The organism is Pseudomonas syringae pv. tagetis (assembly GCF_022557255.1).
GTDB lineage: Bacteria > Pseudomonadota > Gammaproteobacteria > Pseudomonadales > Pseudomonadaceae > Aquipseudomonas > Aquipseudomonas caricapapayae.
The window spans coordinates 122155-145666 of the sequence record NZ_CP092923.1; the positions used below are offsets into that span (position 1 = coordinate 122155).

Here is a 23512-nt window from a genome sequence, read left to right on the forward strand (position 1 = left end):
ATTCTCCATGAATAAAACAAAACCCCGCCGTATGGGCGGGGTTTGACGGGCTTCTCACTCTGGAGAAGCAGGGCCTGACACTAACACAGCGCAGCAAATACACAACCCGATGCGGTATCAGCCTGCGGCCTGATCGACCTTGGCGCTGGCTCGACGCTGGTCCGCGTCGCGACGAATCTGGCGACGTCGATCGTCATCGGCCGAGCGCCATTCGCGAATATCTTCGACGTGGCGAAAGCACCCCAGGCAGACCTTGTGTTCATCAAGCCGACACAGGCTGATACACGGCGAAGGTACTGCCGGGCTGACGTTGCTGAAAAGCGGCTTGGGCGGTCGAGCGGGTGTCTGGCTCACGATCAGATCTCGGAGAAATCCAGCTCGGCGCCGGCTTGGTCAAACGTGATACGAGCAAGCATCTCGCTGAGCAACTCATCGCTGGTGTCGCACGCCCAATAGCTTTCTTCTTCGTTGTATTCGAAGTGGAAGCCACCCGATTTCGCTGCCAGCCAGAGCTGACGGAGTGGCTCCTGACGGCTGAAAATAAGCTGCGAGCCGCCTTCGAACTTGACGGTTAATACACCGGCCGAATTTTCCAGATCTACATCCAGGCCACTCTCATCGAAAACATCTTCGATATTCTGCTGAGTCGCATCGACCAGGTCGTGAAAGCGCGCTTCGGTCAAACTCATTACGGGAACCTCGATAAGTGTCTGCTGATGGCGCAGAAGGGCAAGATACGGACGCTGTCGGGCAAATGCAAAGTTTAACCGCCAGTTGTTGCTACATGAGCGCATTAATATCCCAGGCCCGCCGGACGGGAGGTCCCTCGCATAGGCAAGCTGCCGGGTGGTCGGTATACTCGGGCGCAATTAATGCTTTTACAAAGGATTTCGCCATGAAGCGCCTGATCTCTTCGCTTGCTGCGCTTGTCGCGGTTGCCTGTCTTGTCACGGCCTGTGGCCAGAAAGGCCCGCTGTATCTGCCGGACGACAGCAAAACCCCGGACGAACAAGCCAAATCGCAATCGCACAAGCATCTTTAAGGGAATCCCATGGACGCCTTCAACTACCGCGACGGTGAGCTGTTCGCGGAAGGGGTAGCATTGTCTGCCATTGCCGAGCGTTTCGGCACGCCGACCTATGTTTACTCGCGCGCTCATATCGAAGCGCAATACCGTGCCTACGCCGATGCGTTGAGCGGCATGCCGCACATGGTCTGCTTCGCCGTAAAAGCCAACTCCAACCTCGGTGTACTCAATGTCCTGGCGCGCCTTGGTGCCGGTTTCGACATTGTTTCGCGTGGTGAACTGGAGCGTGTGCTGGCCGCTGGCGGCAAAGCCGAGAAGATCGTGTTTTCCGGCGTCGGCAAGACCCGTGAGGACATGCGCCGTGCGCTGGAAGTCGGCGTGCACTGCTTCAACGTCGAATCCACTGACGAGCTGGAGCGCTTGCAGGAAGTGGCTGCCGGACTCAACGTTCGTGCGCCGATATCGCTGCGGGTAAACCCCGATGTGGACGCAGGCACTCACCCTTATATCTCCACGGGCCTTAAAGAAAACAAGTTCGGTATCGCGATCGCGGCGGCCGAAGATGTTTACATTCGCGCCTCGCAACTGCCGAACCTGGAAGTGATCGGGGTCGACTGCCACATAGGCTCGCAACTGACCACGCTCGAACCGTTCATCGATGCGCTGGATCGCCTGCTGGATCTGGTCGATCGCCTTGGCGATTGCGGCATTCACCTGCACCACATCGATCTGGGCGGCGGTCTGGGCGTGCGCTACCGCGATGAGGAGCCTCCGCTGGCGGCGGATTACATCAAAGCGGTGCGCGAGCGTCTTGCCGGCCGTGACCTGGGGCTGCTATTCGAGCCGGGACGCTTCATCGTGGCCAACGCAGGCGCGTTGCTGACCCGTGTCGAGTACCTCAAGCACACCGAGCACAAGGACTTCGCCATCGTCGATGCGGCAATGAACGATCTGATTCGCCCAGCGCTGTATCAAGCCTGGATGGACGTCACTGCGGTGCGTCCGCGTGACAGCGAGCCCCGTACCTACGATATCGTAGGGCCGATCTGCGAGACCGGCGACTTCCTGGCCAAGGGCCGGGCGCTGGCGCTGGCCGAAGGCGATCTGCTGGCAGTTCATTCAGCCGGGGCCTATGGCTTTGTCATGAGCTCGAACTACAACACCCGTGGCCGTGCCGCTGAGGTACTGGTCGACGGTTCCCAGGCTTTTGAAGTGCGTCGTCGCGAAACCGTGGCCGAGCTGTTCGCTGGCGAAAGCCTGCTGCCGGAGTAATCCCATGCTGCTGCGTTTTACCAAGATGCACGGGCTGGGTAATGACTTCATGGTCCTGGACCTGGTGAGTCAGCACGCGCATATCTTGCCCAAGCACGCCAAACAATGGGGCGACCGCCACACCGGTATCGGTTTCGATCAGCTTTTACTGGTCGAGGCACCGAACAATCCGGATGTGGACTTTCGCTATAGAATCTTCAACTCCGACGGCTCCGAGGTCGAACAGTGTGGCAACGGCGCGCGCTGCTTTGCCCGCTTCGTGCTCGACAAGCGCCTGACGGCCAAGAAACAGATACGCGTCGAAACCAAGAGCGGCATTATCGAGCTGGATATTCGTAGCGACGGGCAGATCAGCGTCGATATGGGGCCACCAAGGTTTGTCCCGGAAGAGATACCCTTCCAGGCACCGGAGCAGGCCACCCGTTACAACGTTGACGTGAACGGGCAGAATGTCGAACTGGCTGCGCTGTCCATGGGCAATCCACACGCGGTGCTGAGGGTCGATGACATCAATAACGCACCGGTGCATGAACTGGGGCCAAAGATCGAGCATCACCCGCGCTTTCCTGCACGGGTCAACGTAGGCTTTCTTCATGTTGTGGACCGCCAGCGTGCGCAGTTGCGCGTCTGGGAGCGCGGTGCCGGAGAGACCCAGGCCTGTGGCACCGGTGCCTGTGCGGCGGCGGTTGCGGCCATCAGCCAGGGTTGGATGGATTCACCGCTGCTGATCGACCTGCCCGGAGGTCGCCTGTCCATCGAGTGGGCTGGCCCGGGGCATTCCGTCATGATGACCGGCCCCGCAGTCAGGGTTTATGAAGGCCAAGTTCGTCTTTGAGTGAGTAACCAGCATGACCGATCAACCTCCCGCTTCAACAGGCACACCCTGCGAATCGCCTGTCGATAGCGCAGCGCCAGACCTTGAAGCAGAGGCGGTCATCGCCTTCCTGCTTGAACACCCTGATTTCTTCGCCGAGCATGACGAACTGCTGGTGTCGATGCGTATCCCGCACCAGCGCGGCGATACCGTTTCGCTGGTCGAGCGTCAGCTCAAGCTGCTGCGCGAACGCAACATCGAAATGCGTCATCGCCTTTCGCAACTGATGGATGTTGCTCGCGACAACGACCGACTGTTCGAAAAGACCCGACGTCTGAACCTCGCCCTGATGGATGCCACCAGCCTGGACGAGCTTGTCATCGCGGTGGAAGACAGTCTGCGTCAGGATTTTCAGGTGCCCTTCGTCAGTCTTATTCTGTTCAGCGACAGTCCGATGCAAGTGGGTCGCTGGGTCAGCAGTGCGGAAGCACAGAAAGCCATCGGCGGTCTGATTGGCGAGAAGATCATCTGCGGTGCTCTGCGTGAGCATGAGCTGGCGTTTCTGTTTGGCGCAGAGCAAGGCAAGGAAGTCGGCTCTACCGCCATCGCCAGCCTCAATCATCTGGGCCTGCATGGTGTACTGGCCATCGGCAGTCGTGATCCGCAGCATTACAAAAGCTCGGTCGGCACCCTGTTTCTCAGTTATATCGCCGATGTCCTGAGCCGCCTGCTGCCACGTTTCGCTCACTCGTTACGCTCGGTCCGCTAGCCATGGAACAGCATCTGGACGCCTACTGCATGCACCTGCGCAGTGAGCGCCAGGTGTCGCCTCATACGCTTGAAGCCTATCGACGTGACTTGAGCAAGGTCCTGGCGTATTGCCAGAAAGCGCAGCTGTCGAGCTGGAATGATCTGGATATCCAGCATTTGCGCAGCTTTACCGCCCGCCAGCATCAGCAAGGCCAGTCGTCACGCAGTCTGGCGAGGATGCTCTCGGCGGTGCGTGGCTTCTACAAGTACCTCAATCGCGAGGGTACTTGTCAGCATGACCCTGCCAACGGCCTGTCACCGCCCAAGGGCGAACGGCGTCTACCCAAGACGCTGGACACTGACCGTGCCGCGCAATTGCTGGACGGTGGCGTTGAAGATGATTTTCTGGCGCACCGGGATCAGGCCATCCTTGAGCTGCTTTACTCGTCAGGGTTGCGGCTGTCTGAACTGACCGGTCTGAACCTGGACCAGTTGGACCTGCGCGACGGGCTGGTGCAGGTAGTGGGTAAAGGCAGCAAGACTCGCGTGCTGCCCGTCGGCAGCAAGGCCCGCCAGGCGCTGGAGATCTGGTTGCCGCTACGCGCCCTGAGCAATCCGCAGGACGACGCCGTGTTTGTCACTCAGCAAGGCAAGCGCCTTGGTCCACGCGCGATTCAGGTTAGGCTCAAGGCGGCCGGTGAGCGCGAGCTGGGGCAGAACCTGCATCCGCACATGCTGCGTCACTCCTTCGCCAGTCACCTGCTTGAGTCGTCGCAGGACTTGCGCGCCGTACAAGAGCTACTGGGCCATGCGGATATCAAGACCACGCAGATATATACGCACCTGGACTTCCAGCATTTGGCTACTGTTTATGACAGCGCCCATCCCCGAGCCAAACGTAAAGGAGCTGCAGATGATTAAGCTGGTGACGTTTGATCTTGATGACACGCTCTGGGACACCGCCCCCGCCATTGTCGGTGCCGAAGAGGCATTGCGTGAATGGCTGGCCGAACACGCGCCGAAGCTGGGGCCGGTTCCTGTCGAGCATTTGTGGGAAATCCGCACGCGTCTTGTGGCTGAAGACCCGTCTTTCAAGCACCGGATCAGCGCACTGCGACGCCGTGTGCTGTTTCATGCACTCGAAGATGCAGGCTATGAGTCAGACAAGGCGCAGGACCTGGCCGATCAGGGTTTTGAAGTCTTCCTGCAGGGGCGTCATCAGGTGCAGATTTTCCCGGAGGTGCAGCCCACTCTGGAGATTCTTGCCAAGACGTTCACGCTGGGCGTGATTACCAACGGCAATGCCGACGTGCGCCGTCTGGGGCTGGCGGACTACTTTGCCTTTGCGTTGTGTGCGGAAGATCTGGGCATCGGCAAACCCGACCCTGCGCCGTTTGTGGAAGCGTTGCGGCGCGCTAAAGTCGATGCCGATGCGGCTGTGCATGTAGGTGATCACCCCAGCGACGATATCGCAGGTGCCCAGAAGGCTGGCATGCGTGCCATCTGGTACAACCCGCAAGGCAAAGCCTGGGACGCAGATCGGCTGCCGGATGCAGAGATCCACAACCTGTCGCAGTTGCCGGAAGTACTCGCACGCTGGGCGTGAAAACGGCCTGAGAAGCGTCCAAGAAAAAGCCCGCAGCGACGGCGGGCTTCTTCTCATACAGTCATGCAGCCTTAGATCGGGCGGCTACCGTATTTGTTGTCAGGCTTCTTGGGCGGATCGGCGACCACATTGGCCTCCACTTCCTGCACCTTGCCACCACGCGCCAGGAATTCCTCCATGGCACGGGCAAGCGCATCACGCTCTTTGTTCTTGGCTTCTACGCTGGGCAGTTCATCGACCGAGACTGCAGCCTTGGCCTTGCCTTTTGCAGGTGCCGCCGGAACGTCGGAATCGTCTGGTTCGGCTGCGTCGTCTTCGGGGGAGGCAGCTGCAAGCTCCTCTCCGTCCTCTTCGCCTTCCAGGTCGTCTACCAGATCGTCGTTAGTATCGTCGTCGTCGCTCATGTTCTACCTCATGACTTGCGAAAGCTGATTATTTATAGCCCAACAGCCCAAAATTGCTAAGGCAACCGGAAAAATTCAACAACCGCTGATCCCAGCGGTTATGTCCACTCACCCTGAAGGGTGGCAAGGACGTTACGAGACCCACCAGCGTCCCGATGTTCGCCCAGGTAAATACCTTGCCAGGTGCCCAGCGCCAGTCGCCCTGCCGTCACCGGTAGAACCAACTGGCAGCCCAGCAGGCTGGCCTTGAAATGCGCTGGCAAGTCATCAGGGCCTTCGTCGTCATGTTCATAGCCGTCCACGCCCTGAGGCACCAGACGGTTGAAAAAACGCTCAAAGTCACGACGTACCGCCGGATCGGCATTTTCGTTGATGGTCAACGAAGCCGAGGTATGTTGCAGCCATACATGCAGTAGCCCGACACGACAGTCGCGCAACGGGGGCAAGCCCGCGACTATCTCGTCGGTCACCAGATGAAACCCGCGGGGCCTGGCCCGCAAGGCAATCCTGGATTGATGCCACATACCGTTCTCCGCACCTTCGGCGCGCATTCTAACTCGACTGAGAAAAAAGCAAAGCGCGCAATAAACCGGCTTCCCTGCAAGTTAACGAAGACTGTCGCAACATCGTTACCTGCGCTGCGTCACGGTGCCGAAATCATTGACACGGGCAAGATCAATGACAGCAAAAATCTGTGGTATATCCGCAAACGTCAGACAAAAAAATGCCCGGAAACCGGGCATTCTTTTTTGCGTGTGCGGCGGCTTACAAGTTGTAGCCGCGCTCGTTGTGCTGCGCAAGGTCCAGACCGACAGACTCTTCCTCGTCGGTGACGCGCAGGCCCATGACCGCATCCAGAACTTTCAGGATGATAAAGGTCACGATTGCGGTGTAGACGACGGTGAACGCAACGCCCTTGAACTGAATCCAGACCTGAGCACCGATGTCGGTGACAGTGCCAAAACCGCCCAGTGCCGGTGCTGCAAATACACCGGTCAGGATTGCGCCGACGATACCGCCGATGCCGTGCACGCCGAATGCATCCAGAGAGTCATCGTAGCCAAGCTTGCGCTTGAGGCTGGTGGCGCAGAAGAAGCAGATCACGCCTGCTGCCAGACCGATGATCAGAGCGCCCATCGGGCCGACCGTGCCGGCCGCCGGGGTAATGGCGACCAGACCGGCAACCACGCCCGAAGCAATGCCCAGAGCACTTGGCTTACCGTGAGTCAGCCACTCGGCGAACATCCAGCCCAGGGCAGCAGCAGCGGTAGCGATCTGAGTCACCAGCATCGCCATACCGGCTGTGCCGTTGGCCGCTGCAGCGGAGCCGGCGTTGAAGCCGAACCAGCCGACCCAGAGCATCGCGGCACCGATCAGGGTGTAACCCAGATTGTGTGGAGCCATTGGCGTGGTCGGGAAGCCTTTGCGCTTGCCCAGTACCAGGCAGGCCACCAGACCGGCTACACCGGCGTTGATGTGCACGACAGTACCGCCAGCGAAGTCCAGAACGCCCCAGTCCCACATCAGGCCACCGACGCCACCCCAGACCATGTGGGCGATTGGCGCGTAGACCAGAGTGAACCAGATACCCATGAAGATCAGCATCGCGGAGAACTTCATGCGTTCTGCGAAAGCACCGACGATCAGGGCGGGAGTGATGATTGCAAAGGTCATCTGGAAGGTGACGAACACCGCCTCAGGGAACAATGCAGCAGGACCGGTAAGGCTCGCCGGCGTGATACCCGCCAGGAACGCTTTACCCATACCGCCAAAGAAGGAGTTGAAGTTGACGACGCCCGCTTCCATACCGGTTGTGTCGAACGCGATGCTGTAGCCGTAGACGACCCACAGGATGCTGATCAGACCGGTGATTGCGAAACACTGCATCATCACGGACAGGATGTTTTTCGAGCGGACCATGCCGCCATAGAACAGCGCGAGACCGGGAATGGTCATGAACAGGACCAGAGCGGTCGCCGTCAGCATCCATGCGGTGTCGCCAGAGTTCAGCACCGGCTCGGCCACTGGATCAGCCGCCAGGGCAAGACCAGGTAATGCGAGGGACAACAGGGCACCGAGCCCTGCGAATTGACGCAGAGTCATATTGTTTTCTCCTGGGGCGTTGGGTTTGGCGGCTTAAATAGCGTCTGTATCGGTCTCGCCGGTACGGATGCGAATGGCCTGTTCCAGATTGACCACAAAAATCTTGCCGTCACCGATCTTGCCGGTGTTGGCGGCTTTGGTTATGGCTTCGATGACTCGATCCAGATCCTTGTCATCGATGGCGACATCGATCTTCACCTTGGGAAGGAAGTCGACGACGTATTCAGCACCGCGATAAAGCTCAGTGTGACCCTTCTGACGCCCGAAGCCTTTGACTTCAGTGACGGTTATGCCCTGCACGCCGATTTCCGACAACGACTCGCGCACGTCATCCAGTTTGAACGGCTTGATGATGGCAGTGACTAGCTTCATGAAAACTTTCTCCCGAATTGGTGGACTTGCCCCAGGAAAACAAACCCGACTCAAGTCTAAGCGCAGTGTCTGGCTTTGTAACGTGTCGGCCGCCTGATCAGGCCAGGCCAACTCCAGAAAACCGCTTCTGACGAAACACTTCCCCGCTCCGCCTGCCGCACTGCATTCGTCACAGCGACTGCATCAGTGCATGGGTCGTAAGCCACTAAGCAGAAAGCTTGCCATCTCGCGAATATTCATTGAATACAGGCTCTTGAGCAGGGTTTACGCCTTCAGGCCGAATTCACGGCGCAGGTAATGCACAGTAATGGTGCTCATGTGCACGGTATGTCGCTCCATAAGCGTGCACCTCGCGCCCTCGAATTGACTATAGACACTGCGTGTTACACTGCCGCCATCTGATTCAGGAAAATCATCATGCTCGCGCCCAAAGCCTTTCTTGACGCCTTAAGCGGCCACGCCTCCCGCCTGTTCAATGGTGAGACGCCTATACCTCGCAGCGAATTCGAGACCCAGTTCAAAGCTCTGCTGCAAAGCGGCTTCAGCAAACTGGATCTGGTCAGCCGTGAAGAATTCGATAGCCAGATGGCTGTCCTCGCCCGTACGCGCGCCCGCCTTGAGGCGCTGGAGGCCAGAATGGCCGAGCTGGAAGAGAAGGCAGGCGGGGCTGAAAAGGCAGAGTGACTCGTAGTCTGGGGTCAGAAACGGCGTTCCAGACCAATGCGGTCAGACAACCTCGCTTCTGATCGCCTGTATCACGATGTTCGACAACCGCTCGGTCAGAGGATTGGGATTTGCCTCTCGCCTGTGCAACGTGAGGGCTATGGAGGGCAAGGGCGGCAAGCCCCGGTCTTCAGTATTGAGAAGCTCGGTGCCTGACTGGAGGCCGAGAGCCGTTCTGATGGTGTAGCCCAGACCAGCCTCGGTGGCGGCAGACAAGCCGTTGAGACTGGAACTGGTGAAGGAAAGATGCCAGGGAATCCCTGCAACATCCAATGCGTCGGTCGCCTTTGAGTGAAAGGGGCAAGGCGCATCGAAGGCGATAACAGGAAGCGGGCTGCCTGACTCGACACGCCAGTCGAGATACCGGTGAGACGAGCCGATCCACTGCATGGGCAACTCCACTATCGTCTCTTGGTACCCATTCTTTTTGACTCCTCCCCACGCCACCGCAAGGTCGAGAGAACCGTTTTCGATGCGGTTCAGCAGGTCTGCATTACGTGCAATCCGCGCCTCGACTCGAACATCGGGGTGAGCTCTGGCAAATCGCCCAAGCACGGTCGGCAGAAAACTGCCCAGGTCCTCCTGAAGCCCAAGACGAACCCATCCTTTGAGCTTGAGTTCGGACACCGCCGTTACCGTCTCATCGTTGAGGCTCAAGAGCCGTCTGGAATAGTTGAGTAACACTTCCCCTGTATCCGTCAGCGCCAGCTTGCGTCCGGACTTCTTGAACAGTGGCGAGCCTGCCTGAGCTTCCAGCTTTTTCAATTGAGCGCTGATGGCCGATGTGGAGCGCGCGAGCTTTTGCGCGGCCTTGGCAAAACTGCCCAGTTCGACCCCTGTTACGAAACTGCGCATGACATCTAAGTCGAAATTTACCGGTCTCATGACAATCCTGCTTTTCGGGACGAACACGCAAAATAATTTGATATTCGAGACGATACTCCCATGAGAATCTTGCGATCCACAACCAATTAAATAGTGGGATTCTTATGACTGTAGATAACGGTCATCGCTGGAAAGTGCTCGGTGTCGGCGTGGCCGCCAACGCAAGCTTTTCCAGCGTTGTAGGAGGGCTGCCCGCGACCGCAGTCTATATGCGGGCTACCTACCAGTTGGATAACAGCGAACTGGGACTTGTACTGGGCGTTTTAGGATTAGGCATCGCCATCAGCGAGATCCCGTGGGGGCTGCTGACTGACCGCTGGGGAGACCGTCCCGTGCTGCTGACAGGACTGCTCAGTTCGGGGATTGCCTTACTGATATTGGCCATGCTGGCTTCTTACGCACCCACGGTCGTATTACTGGCTTCAGGCCTGTTCGTGGTTGGCTTGCTCGGCAGCAGCGTCAACGGGGCCAGTGGGCGAGCGATCATGGCCTGGTTCAAAGAGGGTGAACGTGGGTTGGCCATGAGTATTCGGCAAACGGCTGTCCCAGGGGGGTACGCCTTGGGCGCGGTGGTGTTGCCTTATCTGGCTTATACCTACGGGTTTGTAGAGGTATTTACCGTATCTGCCTTGTTCTGCCTGATAGCCGCCTTGTTTGCAGGGTTCTGGCTCTATGAACCCGACTTTTCCAGCAGTGCGGCAAAAAAGCAGAGTATGGAAACAAGCGCGAGTCCGTTGAAGGATTTGAGGGTCTGGCGCATTGTGCTGGCCATCGGTTTGTTATGCGCACCTCAATTCGCGATTCTCACCTATGCGGCTGTGTTCTTCCATGATTTCAGCAAGATCGACATCACGCTGATTTCAACCACGTTGGCGATCATCCAGATCGGTGCGATTGTCAGCAGAATATGGAGTGGACGCTGGACCGACAAAAACAAAAATCGGCGCATTTATCTTAAAACCTGCGCCTGGCTCAGCACCCTGACTTTTTTGGCATTGGGCACCGTCGTGTCGGCAGCCGGTTTTTATGGCATGAGCGAAACTGCGCTGGCCAGCGGCCTGATCATCGGCGTCATGATTGTCGCCGGAATCAGCGTGTCCGCCTGGCACGGTGTCGCCTACACCGAACTTGCCACTCTGGCAGGTGCAAGTCGGGCGGGTACAGCCTTGGCCATGGGCAATACCTGCGTATTTGTGGTGTTGTTCGCAACACCTATCGCAGCATCCGCCCTCATGACTCATTTTTCCTGGGGAGTGGTGTGGCTGGCAGCCGCATTCTGCGCGCTGTTGACGGTCCTGTTGTTCCCGCGTGTTGAAAAAGCCTATGCGTTGGCACCCCATTCAACCTGAAAGATTTTCCCGACCAGAAAACAGTTGTAACCCGTGTTGCCGCACGTTTGCAGCAGCACACACCGTGTACTGACGACACACGCCGACGGCCCGACGCTTCACTTGATTGAACTGAACTCTTTCCATGGAGGAGAGGCATGATCTCGCTATTTACCTTTGAGCCTGAAGAAAAAGCACAATTGCTGGATCTTCTGGAGCCGTTAGATTTATCGCCCTACACACACTACTCAGGTTTATCGGAGCGCATAAACCGCTTGCACGCTCACGTTCCCGCGCGTTTCCTGGAGGCGTGCCAGACCATCCGGACCGAAAGAACGAACCATCAGCAGAAGATCCATGTTATTCGCAATTGCCCCTTGGACAGGGTGATCCCCGAACTTGATCCGGAGGACCCGGTCAAGGACAAGTACCTTAAGAAAACACAGTTTGTCAGTGAGGGATTTCTTGAGCTGTTTGCGCAACTTACCGGCACGCCACTACTGTCCTATGAAACAAGAAATGAGGGTGATTTCTTTACCGACGTTATTGCAATCAAGAAATACAGTGGGCAACTGACCGGTTTCAGTGACAGTGAACTCGTGTTTCACAATGACCGTACGGCGCACCGGGTCAGGGCAGACTACATCACCTTGCTGGGCATGCGTTGCCCGGAAGATGACCTGATCTATACCGGTTATATTGATGGTGTCGACATCGTTAAACATCTGGAGCCGCAGCACATTCCCTGCTTGCGTGAACCGCATTTTTACACTGTTTTCGATGTCTTTTCGCGTGACATGAACAGGCAACTCAGTACTTCTGAAAAGCATGCCATTCTGAGCAACGACCATTCCATCCGCTTTCTCGACACGATGACCCGCGTTGCGGCAGAAGCCCCTGTCGAAGCACGGGATGCCTTTATCGCGTTTAAAAGTGCAATGATACGTTCCCACTGCAGGCTCCACCGCATACTGACTGGCGACTTGCTGAGCTTCGCCAACCAGGAGGGACTGCACAATCGGGAAAAGATCGACATTTTGCACCCCGACAGCGCGGCCTCACGTTGGCTGTTAAAAACCTACGCTTTCAAAGACCAGGGCACCGCCGAAAGCTTCCGGTCTTACTGGTCCCGGAACAGAGCGGGCTGCGTCATCGATTGATTTTCCTGTCAACGTCCCACAACTTTTCTCAGCATGTTCATATTTCAAGGTGATTCTAAATGCGGATACGCGCACTCTCCAAGCGTGTTGAAAGTTTGCAGCTTTCTGAAACTTACGCGATTTTAGATAGGGTACGTAGCCTGCGTGAGCAGGGTGACGATGTCGTCGATCTCGGCGGCGGTGAACCTGACTTCAGGACACCTGATCATGTGGCACATGCTGCCATTGAAGCACTGTCTGAGGGCGACACGCATTACACGCCCAGCCGTGGCACAAAAGCATTACTGCAAGCCGTTGTACACAAATACCAGGTCGAACAGGCCTTGAGTCTTATTGCAGACAAAAACGTCATTATTACGCCTTCGGCGAAGCATGCTTTGTTCATTACCATGATGACGCTGCTGGATGACGGTGACGAAATCATTATCCCCACGCCCAGTTGGGTCAGTTACAAAGCAATGGCTGCCATGGCCACACCGACGTGGTGCCGGTCGACGGCCAGCCATGGACGTTCCCACCGTTCGAACTGAGCGAAGCGGATGGCAAACTCTACGGCCGTGGTACTGCGGACATGAAAGGCTACATTGCCTGCCTGCTGGCGCTGGTTCCAGCGTTGACCCGGGCATCGCTGCACATGCCGGTGCATATCGCGCTGTCCTATGACGAGGAGGTAGGTTGCCTGGGCGTACGCTCGTTACTGGCATCGCTGCGGTCGCGGCCGGTGAAACCGATGCTGTGTGTGATCGGCGAACCCACGGAGTTGCAGCCGGTACTGGGCCACAAGGGCAAGGTCGCGGTGCGTTGCGATGTACAGGGTGCCGCCTGCCACTCGGCCCACGCACCCAGTGGCGTCAACGCCATTGAATATGCGGCGCAGTTGATCGGTGAGCTGGGTCGCCTGGGCGAGGCGTTACGGGCAACTGACGCCCTTGATGAACGCTTCGATCCACCGTTTTCGACCATTCAGACCGGCGTGATCTGCGGCGGCACGGCATTGAATATCGTGCCAGAACAGTGCCGTTTCGATTTCGAAGTGCGTGCGCTTCCCACTCTGGACCCGCAGCAGATCGTCACTGCCATGCACGTATACGCCGAGCAAAAACTGTTGCCGGCCATGCAGGCCGTCAGTGCCGGGAGCGGGATTCGCTTCACTGAACTGTCGAGCTATCCAGGGCTGGATATTCCCCTGCACAGCCAGGCGGCGGAATTGATCGCCGGATTCTGTGGCTCCCGAGCGTTCGGCACGGTTGCCTTCGGAACCGAAGGCGGGTTGTTCGACCAGTCAGGCATCCCGGCAGTGGTCTGCGGGCCGGGCAGCATGGAGCAGGGACACAAACCGGACGAGTTCATCAGCGTCGAGCAACTTGACTCCTGTGACCAGATGCTCAAACGGGTACTGGCGTTCGCGTCACACTCGTGAATCGCTCCGGATTTCAGTGATACAGTTGCGCGCCGGAATACGCTGACGTCTCGGCGCGCCAGTCATGGACTGGCCACTCCTACCGGCTATTCGAACGTTCTATGGATGGAAGCATGACTGACAAACGTCCCCTTACTCACTGCTCCCTGGCCGCAACCCTGTTGCTGTGTGTCGGCACGCCGGTTTTCGCTCAGGACACGGCACTGCATTCCGGCAAATACGAGCAGTTGATGCTGGCTGTGACGCCCGAGCAACAGCTTGAGGGCTATTACTCGGAAACACGCGGCGAGACATTCAGCTGTGCGTTCTATCTGCAAGGCAAGGTCGAGGCCGGGAAGGATGCAGCGGTATCGTCCTGGCTGGATGACGCCTATCCCGGAACCATAAAGGCCTCGAGCGATGGTGTGGTTCTGACGATTGGGCAGGGCCAGCAACATCCCGGCTGCATGAATGTGTTGATACCGGAAATCGCAACCGGTCTGGACCTGAGTCTAACTGCCAGCAAGCAGTGGATCGGTCTGGTGACCGTCACGGCGGACAAGGCCTGGCTGCAGAAAACGGCGAATGCCAAGGCCACCCGAGGCGCCTATATCGTCAAGGATGATGTTGTCGGGGTACTGGCATTCAAGGATGGCGCGGCCCAGGTCGAGTTCATCAATGCCGATAATCGTTCGTTTGTCGGATGGATCGGTCAGGACCAATATGCGCGGCTGGCTGAGCCCGGACGCTGATGTCAGACGGGTATGTCAGCCGATCTGCCGGGTTCGGCTGAGATCTGTTGGTGGCAAGGGCGGCTACCACTTCCAGGTTTTTTCGGTGAATTCGGCAGTGGATGGAAGTACGGAGTGAAGGAAGTGCAGGTATTTATTGAACAGCACCTCATTCTGAAACCTCGCCTCAAAGCCAAGCGTGACATCAGTGCGGTGGGTGATGATCATGAGGCGCTTGCGGTCGACGGTGACAAAGTTGTACTCGTCCCATGGCAGGCTTTGTTCGTGGTGGATGGGGTTCTCCCAATTCAATAGTTTGATGGCTGCGATACAGGCCATGGCTGCCGGGCCGATCAGGAAGAGCAGTGATCCGGTGAGTATGGCTACGAATACGAACAGCATGATCACGGCAATGGCGATGCCTTTGAAAAAGGAAGAGGCGAAGTCGGGGTAGTGAAGGTAGTACTCTACGAGGGCGTGGTTGGTGGTGATGGTGTAGTTGTAGATGGTTTTTTGGCGAACGCCCAAGACAATAAAATAAACTGATCCGCCGCCTGCACTCGCTGCGATATAGATCGCTTGCAACGGATCTTTTGAATAAAAACTCCATCCTGCCCACAGGCCAAAGCTCAGCATCGCCGCATAGATTGAAATCACTGCCAACCCAGCAAAAAATATTTCTTTGGGAGGCCTTGCTATGGTTTTTATGGACCAGCTCAGCCTGTCCTCACTGCTTGGATATTTTTTGGCTAGTCCAAACGCGTCTGAATCGTGGGTGATGCTTTTGAGTTTTTTTGTAGCGATCGGGTATTTCGAAGTAGATGTCATAGCTTAGTCCGCTATTTCGAGAGTCAAAGCAGTACTGCGGTTGAGCGCTTTTATTTCAAGTTCAGCAGTGATCAAGCCGTCGACCTTGGTATCGCCCTCGCGACTGAGCTCAAGTTGATAGAAATAGCCGATGTCTTGTAGGTCGGCTTTAACAAGGCTCTCGGGGTACCCTATCTGCAGTTCCAGGTAGATGGCTTCTGGCTCAAGAGGAACCCAGGTTTCCCATATGAGGTCTTCATTTTCAGGGGGCATGAGTGGAAATGTGAAATCCTCGTGAGCTTTGGAGGCTGCTTGGTTGCCAAGTGCTCCAAAATGTTGAGTCTGCCTGAACTGCCCTCGCTCCAGAAATGACTCATTTATCGAATGTATCGGAGAATCTATTTTTTCCACAGGAAGTACTCCCCATGGGCGCCTGCTACTGCTGATATTGAAGTGTATCGATTGCGCGCGTAGCGCGCTCGGCAGAAGAAGCTGCACGCCCGCACCGTCTTGCACCGCCGTGCTGTAATAGTCCCCTTTGCCTAGATAACGACTCTCAAGACGCGTGGTGATTTTTACATGGACCTGAGGACTTAGCTGAATGATAAGAAGGGCCAACTTTTCTTCGTGCTGGCCTCCTACGTCTGTTGAATATCGGTACTCAATTGATCTGGACCAGCAACATCTTCGTAGCCACCAACCTATACTGTCCTGCTTGAAGTAATTCAGAGCCATCGTCGCGAATAGATACGCGCTACCAATAAGCAGTAAAGTTACACTAAACCATGGGCTCATCGCGACGGCAGTGAGGGTAATCGATTGGGAAATTCCTGCGATAAGTTGAATGGCACTGCCCGCTCCCATCATGAGCACTGACGCAAATTTTAACTGCATCGCTATCATCTCTTCAGAGGTCTTGACTCTGCTAAGATCATCCTGAATGTCCAATAGCTCCAACATTGACGCCGCTACCCCAAATGCCCCCATCGCCACCATCGAAACCCTGAACCCACGTATCGCGTCACCCCACACGGTATTGCCCTTGGCTCTCCAGTACGCACTGGACCTGTCCAGAATCCCCACATTCTTGCCATCAATCAGTACCGGCGTTGCATCCCTGATCACGCTCCAAGGCGCTTCAACAAACACCGCCATCAACAGATTGAAGCTATACCCCAATCCATACGCAACCTTGCCGATGTCCTTGGCGCTGAAGTCTCCGTCCCGAGTCAGGTCGCGATAGGTGAAGGCGGTGTTGATGAAGTTGAGCATGATCACGCCCCAGGTGATCGAGCCGGCAATCCCTCCCAGTCCGTCGAGCCAGCGCCTGGCGGTGCTCAGCCAGTCTTTGGCGATGGCTTTGCCGGACTGGAAGTGCAGGCGAATCTCGTCCTGCAACTGCTTGGCGTATTGGTTGTTCTGAAAGTCGAGCAGGGCGGGCATGCTCAGTTCGTGGAGGCGAAGTTTGTTCTCGAGGGCGCGCAGGTGCTTGGCGATGCTTTTGCGGGGGTTGTAAGCGGTTGGGTAGAGCCAGCTGCGACGGGTTGCGCTGATCTGTTTGTTGAGTACCTGCCACTCACTGATCCAGGTTTTCAGTTTCGCGAGCATTTTTTGATCGATCGCAATACGCGCCTTCGAGTCGAGCAGGATCTGACCGATCAACAGGGTGCGAATCAGTGCAACGGTGTTCTGCTGCTTGCCCATCGTCAGGCGGCTGTCGATGGGCACCCAGGCCAGCAGGACACTTTCGAGCGTCGCCTTGCCTGCGCCGCTGGCCAGTTGGCCGAGGGCTTTGAAGGTGTCCTGAACGGGCTGCTTCAGCGCCTTCATCCACGGCTTGTCGGCAAAACCTTGGTGATTGAGTGCGCCGTTAAGTTCGCCGATGCGGGTGGCCAGGTTGGTGACGTCGCCGAGGCCGTTCAGCAGCGCGTTGGCCTCCTGGTGCAGCGCGTGTTTGAGCGCGGGTGAGAAGCCGTAGCGCAAGTTGCCGAACAGCGTAGTGGCGTTGGCTTCCTGCTCGGCGAGCCAGGCGCTGGCGGCTTTGTCCTGAGCGTAGATGATCTGCAGGTTGAGCATGACCGTTTGCAGGTACAGCAGGCTTTCAGGGTGAGTGGTATCGACAAACAGCTTGAGCGGGTCTGTACCGATATGGGTTGCCCAACGCTGAAAATCGCTTTGCGTGTCACGCACCTGCTGCAGCAATGCGTCTCCGGCTGGCAGGTGCTGTTGCAGATACTGACGCGCACCGCTCAGATCGACCTCGCGCCGCCATTTGTGGCGATCTTTCCAGGCTTGCAGGGCCTCGTCGGAGGCGCGCTGCCGTAACGCATTTCAATCGATCTGCGCATGTCCAGGCTCTTGAACATGTCCGGCATCAGCAGAAAATCGCCGGGAACGTTACTGCTGTTGATCTGCGCTTGCTCAAGGATGCACTGCTCGAAGTAAGCTTCGAGCTCGCCCAGATACTGCTGGGTGAGCGCCGCATTGCCGCGCACCGATGCAGGCAGTTTCTCCGGTTCGCTCTCTGCGCCACATAGCGTGGTGACGGCCTGGGCGATCTGTACCTTGTGTTCGTGCTCGGCTTGCCAGTTGCGGTAAGCGGCCTGATCGGCCGCCAGCTGCATGCCCAGATCGTCGAAAATTGCCAGCGGGTCATCCAAAGCAATGAGCAGGAACTGTCCTGATCGTCGACGCTGCCTTGCCAGAAGACGTCAGCGCCGATTGGCGAAAACAGCGGCTGGTTTTTTCGCTGGAGGCCTGCGATGCAGGAATCGCCGAGTCTGCAAACCGGTCATCATCGACCACATACTCCTTGTCGATGTCCGCCACCGCTTCGGCGATACGGTTCAACGGCAAGGTATCCGGCTCGGCCATGGTCGTGCAGTAGCGCTTCAGGTCCAGGGACTTCATCCACGACGCACGGCTTGCAGGGTTCGAGCGCAGGTGTTCGCAGATGCGCCACGTCCATTGCTGCGGCGAAAAAGCGATGTGAAGCCGGTTGTTTCGCGGATAGAACAGGAAGGGTTTGCCATCGTCGGCACCGCTTCGCCGGTCGCTGCCGATCTGCGCGTCTGTCCAGACGATGCGGCTCAGATGGCCATTGGCGGCTGACGAAACGTACTCATGAAAGGTCCCGGCCGTTTCGTCGAACACATAGACATAGCCATCGTACAGTTGGCGAAGGGTATAGCTGCGTGTTTTCAGGCTCGGCATCAGCGTCCATTTGCTGGCCTTGAGCAGCGGTTTCAGCGTATCGGGCGCGGCATCGTAACGGGAGCGATCCAGCGCGTAGCGCACCGGTACGATGGCGACATTAGGGCCTCTGAAGGGGCACAGGCTGGTGGCCGTGGCGGGTGTCTTGGGGAACAGTGCAGCACGTCGTTGCCGGTGTGTGCCGTGTTTATTGGTCATGCGGGGCGTTCTCTGCGCAGAAGCGGGCCGTCTCGCCCGCGGTATGCAGAAGTGCATTCCAAGATGTATGCCGATAATGTTTTTATCTAATAAAAACAGATAGATAGAGATTCAAGATCGAAAGATGGCTCGATTTTCAGGTAATACATGCGAAATAGTGCGCAGTTCTTTGCTCATATGTGCGAACTCGTTCATGCGGGCTACAACCGTTGAAGTGAAGCCATCGCCCGCTTGATGCAGGCGCTCTGTGCGCAAGAGTGTGCACATCCACCAATTTGCATGTTGGCAATGACGGAGTGCAATTAAGGCCCGTTGGCCACTCACACCCTGTATCCATTCCCCCCTCACCACCCACCCCGCAAATAAAGCACGATACCCGCCCATCGCTCATATCAAGGAATGATCCATGTCGCTGGCCATCGTTCATAGTCGTGCCCAGGTCGGGGTGGAGGCCCCGGCGGTTACTGTTGAAGCGCATCTGGCAAACGGCCTGCCGGCCCTGACGCTGGTGGGATTGCCGGAAGGGGCGGTCAAGGAGAGCAAGGATCGGGTGCGCAGTGCCATTCTCAATTCCGGGCTGGATTTTCCGGCGCGGCGGATCACGCTCAACCTTGCACCGGCTGATTTGCCCAAGGATGGCGGGCGGTTCGATCTGGCGATTGCGCTGGGTTTGCTGGCCGCCAGCGGGCAGGTGCCGCTGGTTGCGTTGCAGGATGTTGAGTGCTTGGGCGAGCTGGCGTTGTCGGGAGCGATTCGGCCGATTCAGGGTGTGCTGCCTGCTGCGCTGGCGGCGCGTGCGGCGGAGCGGACGCTGATCATTCCGGCGGTGAACGCAGAGGAAGCTTGTTTGGCATCGGGGTTGCGGGTGATCGCGGTGAATCACTTGCTCGAGCTGGTCGCGCATTTCAACGGGCGCACGGTGATTGCGCCGTATCAGTCCAGCGGTCTGCTGCATCAGCCCAAGCCTTATCCGGACCTCAGTGAGGTGCAGGGCCAGACCGCCGCAAAGCGTGCGCTGGTGATTGCCGCTGCCGGGGCGCATAACCTGTTGTTCAGCGGGCCGCCCGGCACCGGCAAGACGCTGCTCGCCAGCCGCCTGCCGGGTTTGTTGCCGCCGCTGGACGAGCATGAAGCGCTGGAGGTGGCGGCGATTCAGTCGGTCGCCAGTCAGGTGCCGCTGACCAGTTGGCCGCAGCGGCCGTTTCGACAACCGCATCACTCGGCGTCCGGACCTGCGTTGGTGGGCGGCGGCAGTCGTCCGCAACCTGGCGAAATCACCTTGGCTCATCATGGCGTTCTATTCCTTGATGAGCTGCCGGAGTTTGATCGTCGCGTGCTGGAGGTTCTACGTGAACCGCTGGAGTCGGGGCATATTGTGATTTCCCGGGCGCGGGATCGCGTGCGTTTTCCGGCACGCTTCCAGTTGGTGGCGGCGATGAACCCTTGCCCCTGTGGATATCTCGGTGAGCCCACCGGGCGCTGCCGTTGTTCCACCGAGCAGGTGCAGCGCTATCGCAACAAGCTGTCCGGTCCGCTGCTGGACCGGATTGATCTGCACCTGACCGTCGCCCGCGAAGCCACTGCCCTCAACCCCGATCCGACCACCAGTGAAAACACCGCAAGCGCGGCAGCGGTGGTTGCGCAGGCCAGAGAGCGTCAGCAACGCCGTCAGGGCTGCGCCAATGCCTTTCTCGACCTGCCGGCGCTGCGCGAACACTGCGCGCTGTCCAGTATCGATGAGCGCTGGCTGGAGACGGCCTGCGAGCGTCTGACCCTCTCGTTACGTTCGGCGCATCGACTGCTGAAAGTGGCACGGACGCTGGCGGATCTGGAACAGGTGGATGCGATCAGCCGCAGTCATCTGGCTGAGGCTCTGCAGTATCGGCCTTCAAGTAACTGAACGCCCTCCAGATGTAAAAACGATCAAGGTGACGGCGAGCCTTATATCAGCGAGAAACCCGACCTCATGCCAGGTGCGCTCACCGTCGAGCGTCATATCCGTGGCAGAAGGGTAACCAGGGTGAGGAACTCAATACCGCGAATCGCCACTCAGCAGCGATAAAGGGAGATTACTCAATGAACATCACGGCGCTCACATCAGCCGCGAGCAAGGGCTCGGCTGCCGAGGTCACAGACAAAATTTCCATTCCCAACTCCACGCGTATGATCAATGCCGCTTCAATCAAGTGGTTGAGTAAAGTGCGTAGCGCCATCAGCGACCACATCAGTGCCAGTATCGAGAAAGGGAAACTGTTCGAGCTGGCGTCCTTGGGCAGCAACATGTTCGGTGTCCCAGCCCTCTCAGACCGCCGCTCGACGCTTCATCCTGTGTTGGGGTTTGAGCCTGACCATAATCACGATCTGAACCTTGTCAGGGTCCATATGCAGGACAGCACCGGCAAGCTCAATCCTTGGGAGCCGACACCTGACGCGGTCGCGACCACTTCGCGCCCCTCTGAGCCAGACGCGCAAGCCGGTTCTGCTTCGTCATCATTGCCTCAGCGGCCACCCGCAGGCTCGGTGCTGAGTCTGCTGGGCATCGAGCTGAATCAAGCACAACGCCATAGCCCTCGTGTGGACAAATCTATTCCGAGACGCCCTGGCCGGGAAGACAGGAACAGGGCAAGGATCAATGCAAAGCAAACAAAGCCAACAGCGGCTAAAGCCTATGGCGATCATCAGACACCCAATCCTGATTCGACCAGGCAAAAAGAGACGGCTCAACGCGTTGCCGAAAGCATAAACAGGATGCGAGAGCAGCAAAAAGGAATGCAACGCGCCGAAGCGCTTTTCAAGACCAGAGCCGCTCTGCAAGCACGGGAAGCCGCACGCAAACAGCTCCTGGACGTACTCGAGGCTATCCAGTCTGGCCGTGAGGACTCCATCGACAAGAAGATCAGCGCCACTGAAAAGAACGCCAAGGGCATCAACTACCAGTGAGCTGACATCGGCGATACAGGCCGCTGAAAGTAATGTGCAGCCTGGCGGATCCGGAGCAAGCGAGCGCGATCTCCCCTGGCCATCTGGCCGAGGCATTGCAGTATCGGCCTCCGTGTAATAACACCCCAAACGCAAAAACTCGCCGTCAACGATCAAGTCGACGGCGAGCTTTTGTATGTCGTTGCGAGGTTTACATGCTGCTATAGAACGGGAAGATCCCCATCAGCAGCGCGGCAACCAGAATGCACATGCACACCAGAATCGCCCATTTCAGGGTGAAGCGCTGGTGGTCGCCGAACTCGATACCAGCCAGGGCAACCAGCAGGTAAGTCGAAGGCACCAGCGGGCTGAGCAGGTGGACCGGTTGTCCGACGATAGAGGCACGGGCCATTTCCACCGGGCTGATGCCGTAGTGGGCAGCGGCTTCGGACAGCACTGGCAGTACGCCGTAATAGAACGCGTCGTTGGACATGAAGAAGGTGAACGGCATGCTTACCAGCGCGGTGATTACGGCAAGGTACGGGCCGAGCGCATCAGGGATCACTGCCAGCAGGCTTTTCGACATCGCGTCGACCATGCCGGTGCCTGACAGGATGCCGGTGAAGATACCTGCGGCGAAGATCAGGCCGACCACCGCCAGCACGCTCCCGGCGTGCGCCGATACTCGGTCCTTCTGGTCCTGCAGGTTCGGGTAGTTGATGATCATCGCGATACTGAACGCGATCATGAACAGTACCGGCAGCGGCAGCAGGCCCATGATCAGGGCAACCATCAGTGCGAAGGTCAGCGCGCCGTTGAACCAGATCAGCTTTGGACGACGTGCGTCAGGGAATTGCGAGACGCTGATTTCACTGTGATCGACTTCATCACCCTTGAGGTGCAGTTCACCCAGGCGAGCGCGTTCGCGTTTGCCGTAGAAGTAGGCAATTGCCAGGATCGCAACCACACCTGCCAGCATTGCCGGGATCATCGGTACGAAGATATCCGATGCGTCGACATGCAGGGCGCTGGCCGCACGAGCGGTCGGGCCACCCCACGGGGTCATGTTCATCACACCACCGGCCAGAATGATCAGGCCGGCCATGATGCGCGGGCTCATGCCGACGCGGCTGTACAGAGGCAGCATGGCGGCAACGCAGATCATGTAGGTGGTCGCGCCGTCACCGTCGAGGGACACCACCAGCGCCAGCACGGCGGTGCCGACCGAAATGCGCATCGGGTCGCCCTTGACCATTTTCAGGATCTTGCGCACGGCCGGGTCGAACAGGCCGGAGTCGATCATCAGCGCAAAATACAGAATGGCAAACATCAGCATGACGCCGGTCGGCGCCAGCTTGGTGATACCCGCCAGCATCATCGGGCCGATCTGCGACGCGAAGCCGCCGAACAGGGCGAAGATGATCGGGACCAGGATCAAGGCGATCAGCGCAGTCAGGCGCTTGCTCATGATCAGGTACATGAACGCAATAACCATGGCAAAGCCAAGGAAAGTCAGCATGGGAATACTCCAGACGTAATACGGCTACAGAACGTGAAATGAACGAGTCAGCTCAGCAGATCGGTACGTGGAGTGGAGGCGCAAGGAGGGTATGGAACGAGAAGTCAGCAAGCATCGGAATCACCATTATTGTTGTTAATTGGGCCTGAAACACGTTGGAGTCCGTTCCTGGCTAGCCGGTCTTTTTGCCGGAAGTGAGACGATGCTAATGGCCCAAGCTTTCACCGACCTTTCAATCGGCCGTTGTGGAATTTTTATTGTCACAAGGATTGTGGCGCATGA

The 23512-nt window shown here is 57.6% G+C and carries 22 protein-coding genes and 2 pseudogenes; 14 read left to right on the forward strand and 10 right to left on the reverse strand.

Translation table 11 applies throughout. The features are described 5' to 3' along the window. Nucleotides 1–117: 117 nt before the first annotated feature. Both MME58_RS00525 and cyaY read right to left on the reverse strand, forming a co-directional pair. Nucleotides 118–354, reverse strand: coding sequence for a DUF1289 domain-containing protein (locus tag MME58_RS00525; RefSeq protein WP_241409114.1), 237 nt, complete (start codon nt 352–354; stop codon nt 118–120). 2 nt (nt 355–356) lie between these two features. Continuing rightward, complete coding sequence (cyaY, locus tag MME58_RS00530; protein ID WP_241409115.1) at nt 357–689, reverse strand: iron donor protein CyaY; 333 nt, start codon at nt 687–689, stop codon at nt 357–359. A gap of 206 nt (nt 690–895) precedes the next feature. Between cyaY and lptM the strand changes: the two genes are divergently transcribed. From lptM to MME58_RS00560, 6 genes are read left to right on the forward strand one after another with little or no spacing between them, the layout of a single operon-like run. Continuing rightward, nucleotides 896–1042 carry an LPS translocon maturation chaperone LptM gene (gene lptM, locus MME58_RS00535; protein WP_082427062.1) on the forward strand — a complete coding sequence of 49 codons (147 nt, stop codon included), beginning with the start codon at nt 896–898 and terminating at the stop codon, nt 1040–1042. Between the two features lie 9 nt (nt 1043–1051). Continuing rightward, a complete protein-coding gene (gene lysA / locus MME58_RS00540) occupies nt 1052–2299 on the forward strand; it encodes a diaminopimelate decarboxylase (protein ID WP_054986742.1) in 1248 nt (415 codons plus the stop codon). A 4-nt stretch (nt 2300–2303) separates the two neighbouring features. After that, complete coding sequence (gene dapF / locus MME58_RS00545) at nt 2304–3134, forward strand: diaminopimelate epimerase (protein ID WP_055004932.1); 831 nt, start codon at nt 2304–2306, stop codon at nt 3132–3134. A gap of 13 nt (nt 3135–3147) precedes the next feature. Beyond that, a complete protein-coding gene (locus MME58_RS00550) occupies nt 3148–3882 on the forward strand; it encodes a DUF484 family protein (protein ID WP_055004933.1) in 735 nt (244 codons plus the stop codon). Nucleotides 3883–3884: 2 nt separating this feature from the next. Continuing rightward, complete coding sequence (gene xerC, locus MME58_RS00555; RefSeq protein WP_054986745.1) at nt 3885–4784, forward strand: tyrosine recombinase XerC; 900 nt, start codon at nt 3885–3887, stop codon at nt 4782–4784. Continuing rightward, entirely contained in the window at nt 4777–5469 is a 693-nt protein-coding gene (locus tag MME58_RS00560; RefSeq protein ID WP_055004934.1) for an HAD family hydrolase, read from the forward strand. The genes xerC and MME58_RS00560 overlap by 8 nt, the downstream gene beginning before the upstream one ends. A 71-nt stretch (nt 5470–5540) precedes the next feature. Here the strand turns inward: MME58_RS00560 and sutA are convergent, their stop codons facing one another. The 4 genes from sutA to glnK form a co-directional block, all read right to left on the reverse strand. Continuing rightward, nucleotides 5541–5873: a transcriptional regulator SutA gene (sutA, locus tag MME58_RS00565; protein ID WP_054986747.1), complete on the reverse strand. Its 333-nt coding sequence runs from the start codon at nt 5871–5873 to the stop codon at nt 5541–5543. A 98-nt stretch (nt 5874–5971) separates the two neighbouring features. Further along, nucleotides 5972–6397, reverse strand: coding sequence for a secondary thiamine-phosphate synthase enzyme YjbQ (locus MME58_RS00570; protein WP_054986755.1), 426 nt, complete (start codon nt 6395–6397; stop codon nt 5972–5974). Between the two features lie 241 nt (nt 6398–6638). Then, nucleotides 6639–7976, reverse strand: a complete 1338-nt coding sequence (locus MME58_RS00575; RefSeq protein ID WP_054986748.1) for an ammonium transporter — start codon at nt 7974–7976, stop codon at nt 6639–6641. Between the two features lie 33 nt (nt 7977–8009). Further along, the gene (gene glnK, locus MME58_RS00580; RefSeq protein ID WP_002555808.1) at nt 8010–8348 is read right to left on the reverse strand and encodes a P-II family nitrogen regulator; all 339 of its coding nucleotides are present in this window, start codon (nt 8346–8348) and stop codon (nt 8010–8012) included. Nucleotides 8349–8765: 417 nt separating this feature from the next. On the opposite strand from glnK, the gene MME58_RS00585 reads away from it, so the two are divergent. After that, complete coding sequence (locus tag MME58_RS00585; protein ID WP_055004935.1) at nt 8766–9032, forward strand: accessory factor UbiK family protein; 267 nt, start codon at nt 8766–8768, stop codon at nt 9030–9032. Nucleotides 9033–9074: 42 nt separating this feature from the next. Here the strand turns inward: MME58_RS00585 and MME58_RS00590 are convergent, their stop codons facing one another. Continuing rightward, complete coding sequence (locus tag MME58_RS00590; protein ID WP_235812453.1) at nt 9075–9983, reverse strand: LysR substrate-binding domain-containing protein; 909 nt, start codon at nt 9981–9983, stop codon at nt 9075–9077. A gap of 77 nt (nt 9984–10060) precedes the next feature. On the opposite strand from MME58_RS00590, the gene MME58_RS00595 reads away from it, so the two are divergent. The 5 genes and pseudogenes from MME58_RS00595 to MME58_RS00615 all read left to right on the forward strand — a co-directional run bounded on the left by MME58_RS00595 (nt 10061) and on the right by MME58_RS00615 (nt 14595). Further along, complete coding sequence (locus MME58_RS00595) at nt 10061–11305, forward strand: MFS transporter (protein WP_055004936.1); 1245 nt, start codon at nt 10061–10063, stop codon at nt 11303–11305. A 137-nt stretch (nt 11306–11442) separates the two neighbouring features. Continuing rightward, nucleotides 11443–12444, forward strand: coding sequence for a taurine catabolism dioxygenase TauD (locus MME58_RS00600; RefSeq protein WP_055004937.1), 1002 nt, complete (start codon nt 11443–11445; stop codon nt 12442–12444). Between the two features lie 59 nt (nt 12445–12503). After that, on the forward strand, nt 12504–12974 hold the full coding sequence (locus tag MME58_RS00605) for an aminotransferase class I/II-fold pyridoxal phosphate-dependent enzyme (protein WP_122239341.1): 471 nt from the start codon (nt 12504–12506) through the stop codon (nt 12972–12974). Beyond that, a pseudogene (gene argE / locus MME58_RS00610) lies at nt 12914–13864 on the forward strand (acetylornithine deacetylase); the annotation flags it as partial. The gene MME58_RS00605 and the pseudogene argE, both read left to right, overlap by 61 nt. A gap of 113 nt (nt 13865–13977) precedes the next feature. Further along, complete coding sequence (locus tag MME58_RS00615; RefSeq protein WP_055004938.1) at nt 13978–14595, forward strand: hypothetical protein; 618 nt, start codon at nt 13978–13980, stop codon at nt 14593–14595. A 63-nt stretch (nt 14596–14658) separates the two neighbouring features. On the opposite strand, the gene MME58_RS00620 is transcribed toward MME58_RS00615, so the two are convergent. Both MME58_RS00620 and MME58_RS00625 read right to left on the reverse strand, forming a co-directional pair. Continuing rightward, nucleotides 14659–15402 carry a permease gene (locus MME58_RS00620; protein WP_082427066.1) on the reverse strand — a complete coding sequence of 248 codons (744 nt, stop codon included), beginning with the start codon at nt 15400–15402 and terminating at the stop codon, nt 14659–14661. Nucleotides 15403–15405: 3 nt separating this feature from the next. Further along, nucleotides 15406–18792 (reverse strand): annotated as a pseudogene (locus MME58_RS00625) (toxin VasX). 406 nt (nt 18793–19198) lie between these two features. On the opposite strand from MME58_RS00625, the gene MME58_RS00630 reads away from it, so the two are divergent. Beyond that, a complete protein-coding gene (locus MME58_RS00630; RefSeq protein ID WP_055005632.1) occupies nt 19199–20692 on the forward strand; it encodes a YifB family Mg chelatase-like AAA ATPase in 1494 nt (497 codons plus the stop codon). Between the two features lie 176 nt (nt 20693–20868). Further along, nucleotides 20869–21732: a type III secretion system major pilin HrpA gene (locus MME58_RS00635; RefSeq protein WP_055005631.1), complete on the forward strand. Its 864-nt coding sequence runs from the start codon at nt 20869–20871 to the stop codon at nt 21730–21732. A 190-nt stretch (nt 21733–21922) separates the two neighbouring features. On the opposite strand, the gene MME58_RS00640 is transcribed toward MME58_RS00635, so the two are convergent. Then, a complete protein-coding gene (locus MME58_RS00640) occupies nt 21923–23230 on the reverse strand; it encodes a CitMHS family transporter (RefSeq protein WP_054984673.1) in 1308 nt (435 codons plus the stop codon). Nucleotides 23231–23512: the final 282 nt, after the last annotated feature.

What these genes read in the sequence shown, in the direction of transcription:
- dapF (WP_055004932.1), top strand. Translation starts at nt 2,304, where the DNA reads ATGCTGCTGCGTTTTACCAAGATGCACGGGCTGGGTAATGACTTCATG.
- lptM (WP_082427062.1), top strand. Translation starts at nt 896, where the DNA reads ATGAAGCGCCTGATCTCTTCGCTTGCTGCGCTTGTCGCGGTTGCCTGT.
- MME58_RS00575 (WP_054986748.1), bottom strand. Translation starts at nt 7,976, where the DNA reads ATGACTCTGCGTCAATTCGCAGGGCTCGGTGCCCTGTTGTCCCTCGCA.
- glnK (WP_002555808.1), bottom strand. Translation starts at nt 8,348, where the DNA reads ATGAAGCTAGTCACTGCCATCATCAAGCCGTTCAAACTGGATGACGTG.
- MME58_RS00595 (WP_055004936.1), top strand. Translation starts at nt 10,061, where the DNA reads ATGACTGTAGATAACGGTCATCGCTGGAAAGTGCTCGGTGTCGGCGTG.
- MME58_RS00585 (WP_055004935.1), top strand. Translation starts at nt 8,766, where the DNA reads ATGCTCGCGCCCAAAGCCTTTCTTGACGCCTTAAGCGGCCACGCCTCC.
- MME58_RS00615 (WP_055004938.1), top strand. Translation starts at nt 13,978, where the DNA reads ATGACTGACAAACGTCCCCTTACTCACTGCTCCCTGGCCGCAACCCTG.
- MME58_RS00635 (WP_055005631.1), top strand. Translation starts at nt 20,869, where the DNA reads ATGAACATCACGGCGCTCACATCAGCCGCGAGCAAGGGCTCGGCTGCC.
- MME58_RS00640 (WP_054984673.1), bottom strand. Translation starts at nt 23,230, where the DNA reads ATGCTGACTTTCCTTGGCTTTGCCATGGTTATTGCGTTCATGTACCTG.
- MME58_RS00605 (WP_122239341.1), top strand. Translation starts at nt 12,504, where the DNA reads ATGCGGATACGCGCACTCTCCAAGCGTGTTGAAAGTTTGCAGCTTTCT.
- MME58_RS00560 (WP_055004934.1), top strand. Translation starts at nt 4,777, where the DNA reads ATGATTAAGCTGGTGACGTTTGATCTTGATGACACGCTCTGGGACACC.
- MME58_RS00600 (WP_055004937.1), top strand. Translation starts at nt 11,443, where the DNA reads ATGATCTCGCTATTTACCTTTGAGCCTGAAGAAAAAGCACAATTGCTG.
- xerC (WP_054986745.1), top strand. Translation starts at nt 3,885, where the DNA reads ATGGAACAGCATCTGGACGCCTACTGCATGCACCTGCGCAGTGAGCGC.
- MME58_RS00570 (WP_054986755.1), bottom strand. Translation starts at nt 6,397, where the DNA reads ATGTGGCATCAATCCAGGATTGCCTTGCGGGCCAGGCCCCGCGGGTTT.
- lysA (WP_054986742.1), top strand. Translation starts at nt 1,052, where the DNA reads ATGGACGCCTTCAACTACCGCGACGGTGAGCTGTTCGCGGAAGGGGTA.
- MME58_RS00620 (WP_082427066.1), bottom strand. Translation starts at nt 15,402, where the DNA reads ATGACATCTACTTCGAAATACCCGATCGCTACAAAAAAACTCAAAAGC.
- MME58_RS00630 (WP_055005632.1), top strand. Translation starts at nt 19,199, where the DNA reads ATGTCGCTGGCCATCGTTCATAGTCGTGCCCAGGTCGGGGTGGAGGCC.
- cyaY (WP_241409115.1), bottom strand. Translation starts at nt 689, where the DNA reads ATGAGTTTGACCGAAGCGCGCTTTCACGACCTGGTCGATGCGACTCAG.
- MME58_RS00550 (WP_055004933.1), top strand. Translation starts at nt 3,148, where the DNA reads ATGACCGATCAACCTCCCGCTTCAACAGGCACACCCTGCGAATCGCCT.
- sutA (WP_054986747.1), bottom strand. Translation starts at nt 5,873, where the DNA reads ATGAGCGACGACGACGATACTAACGACGATCTGGTAGACGACCTGGAA.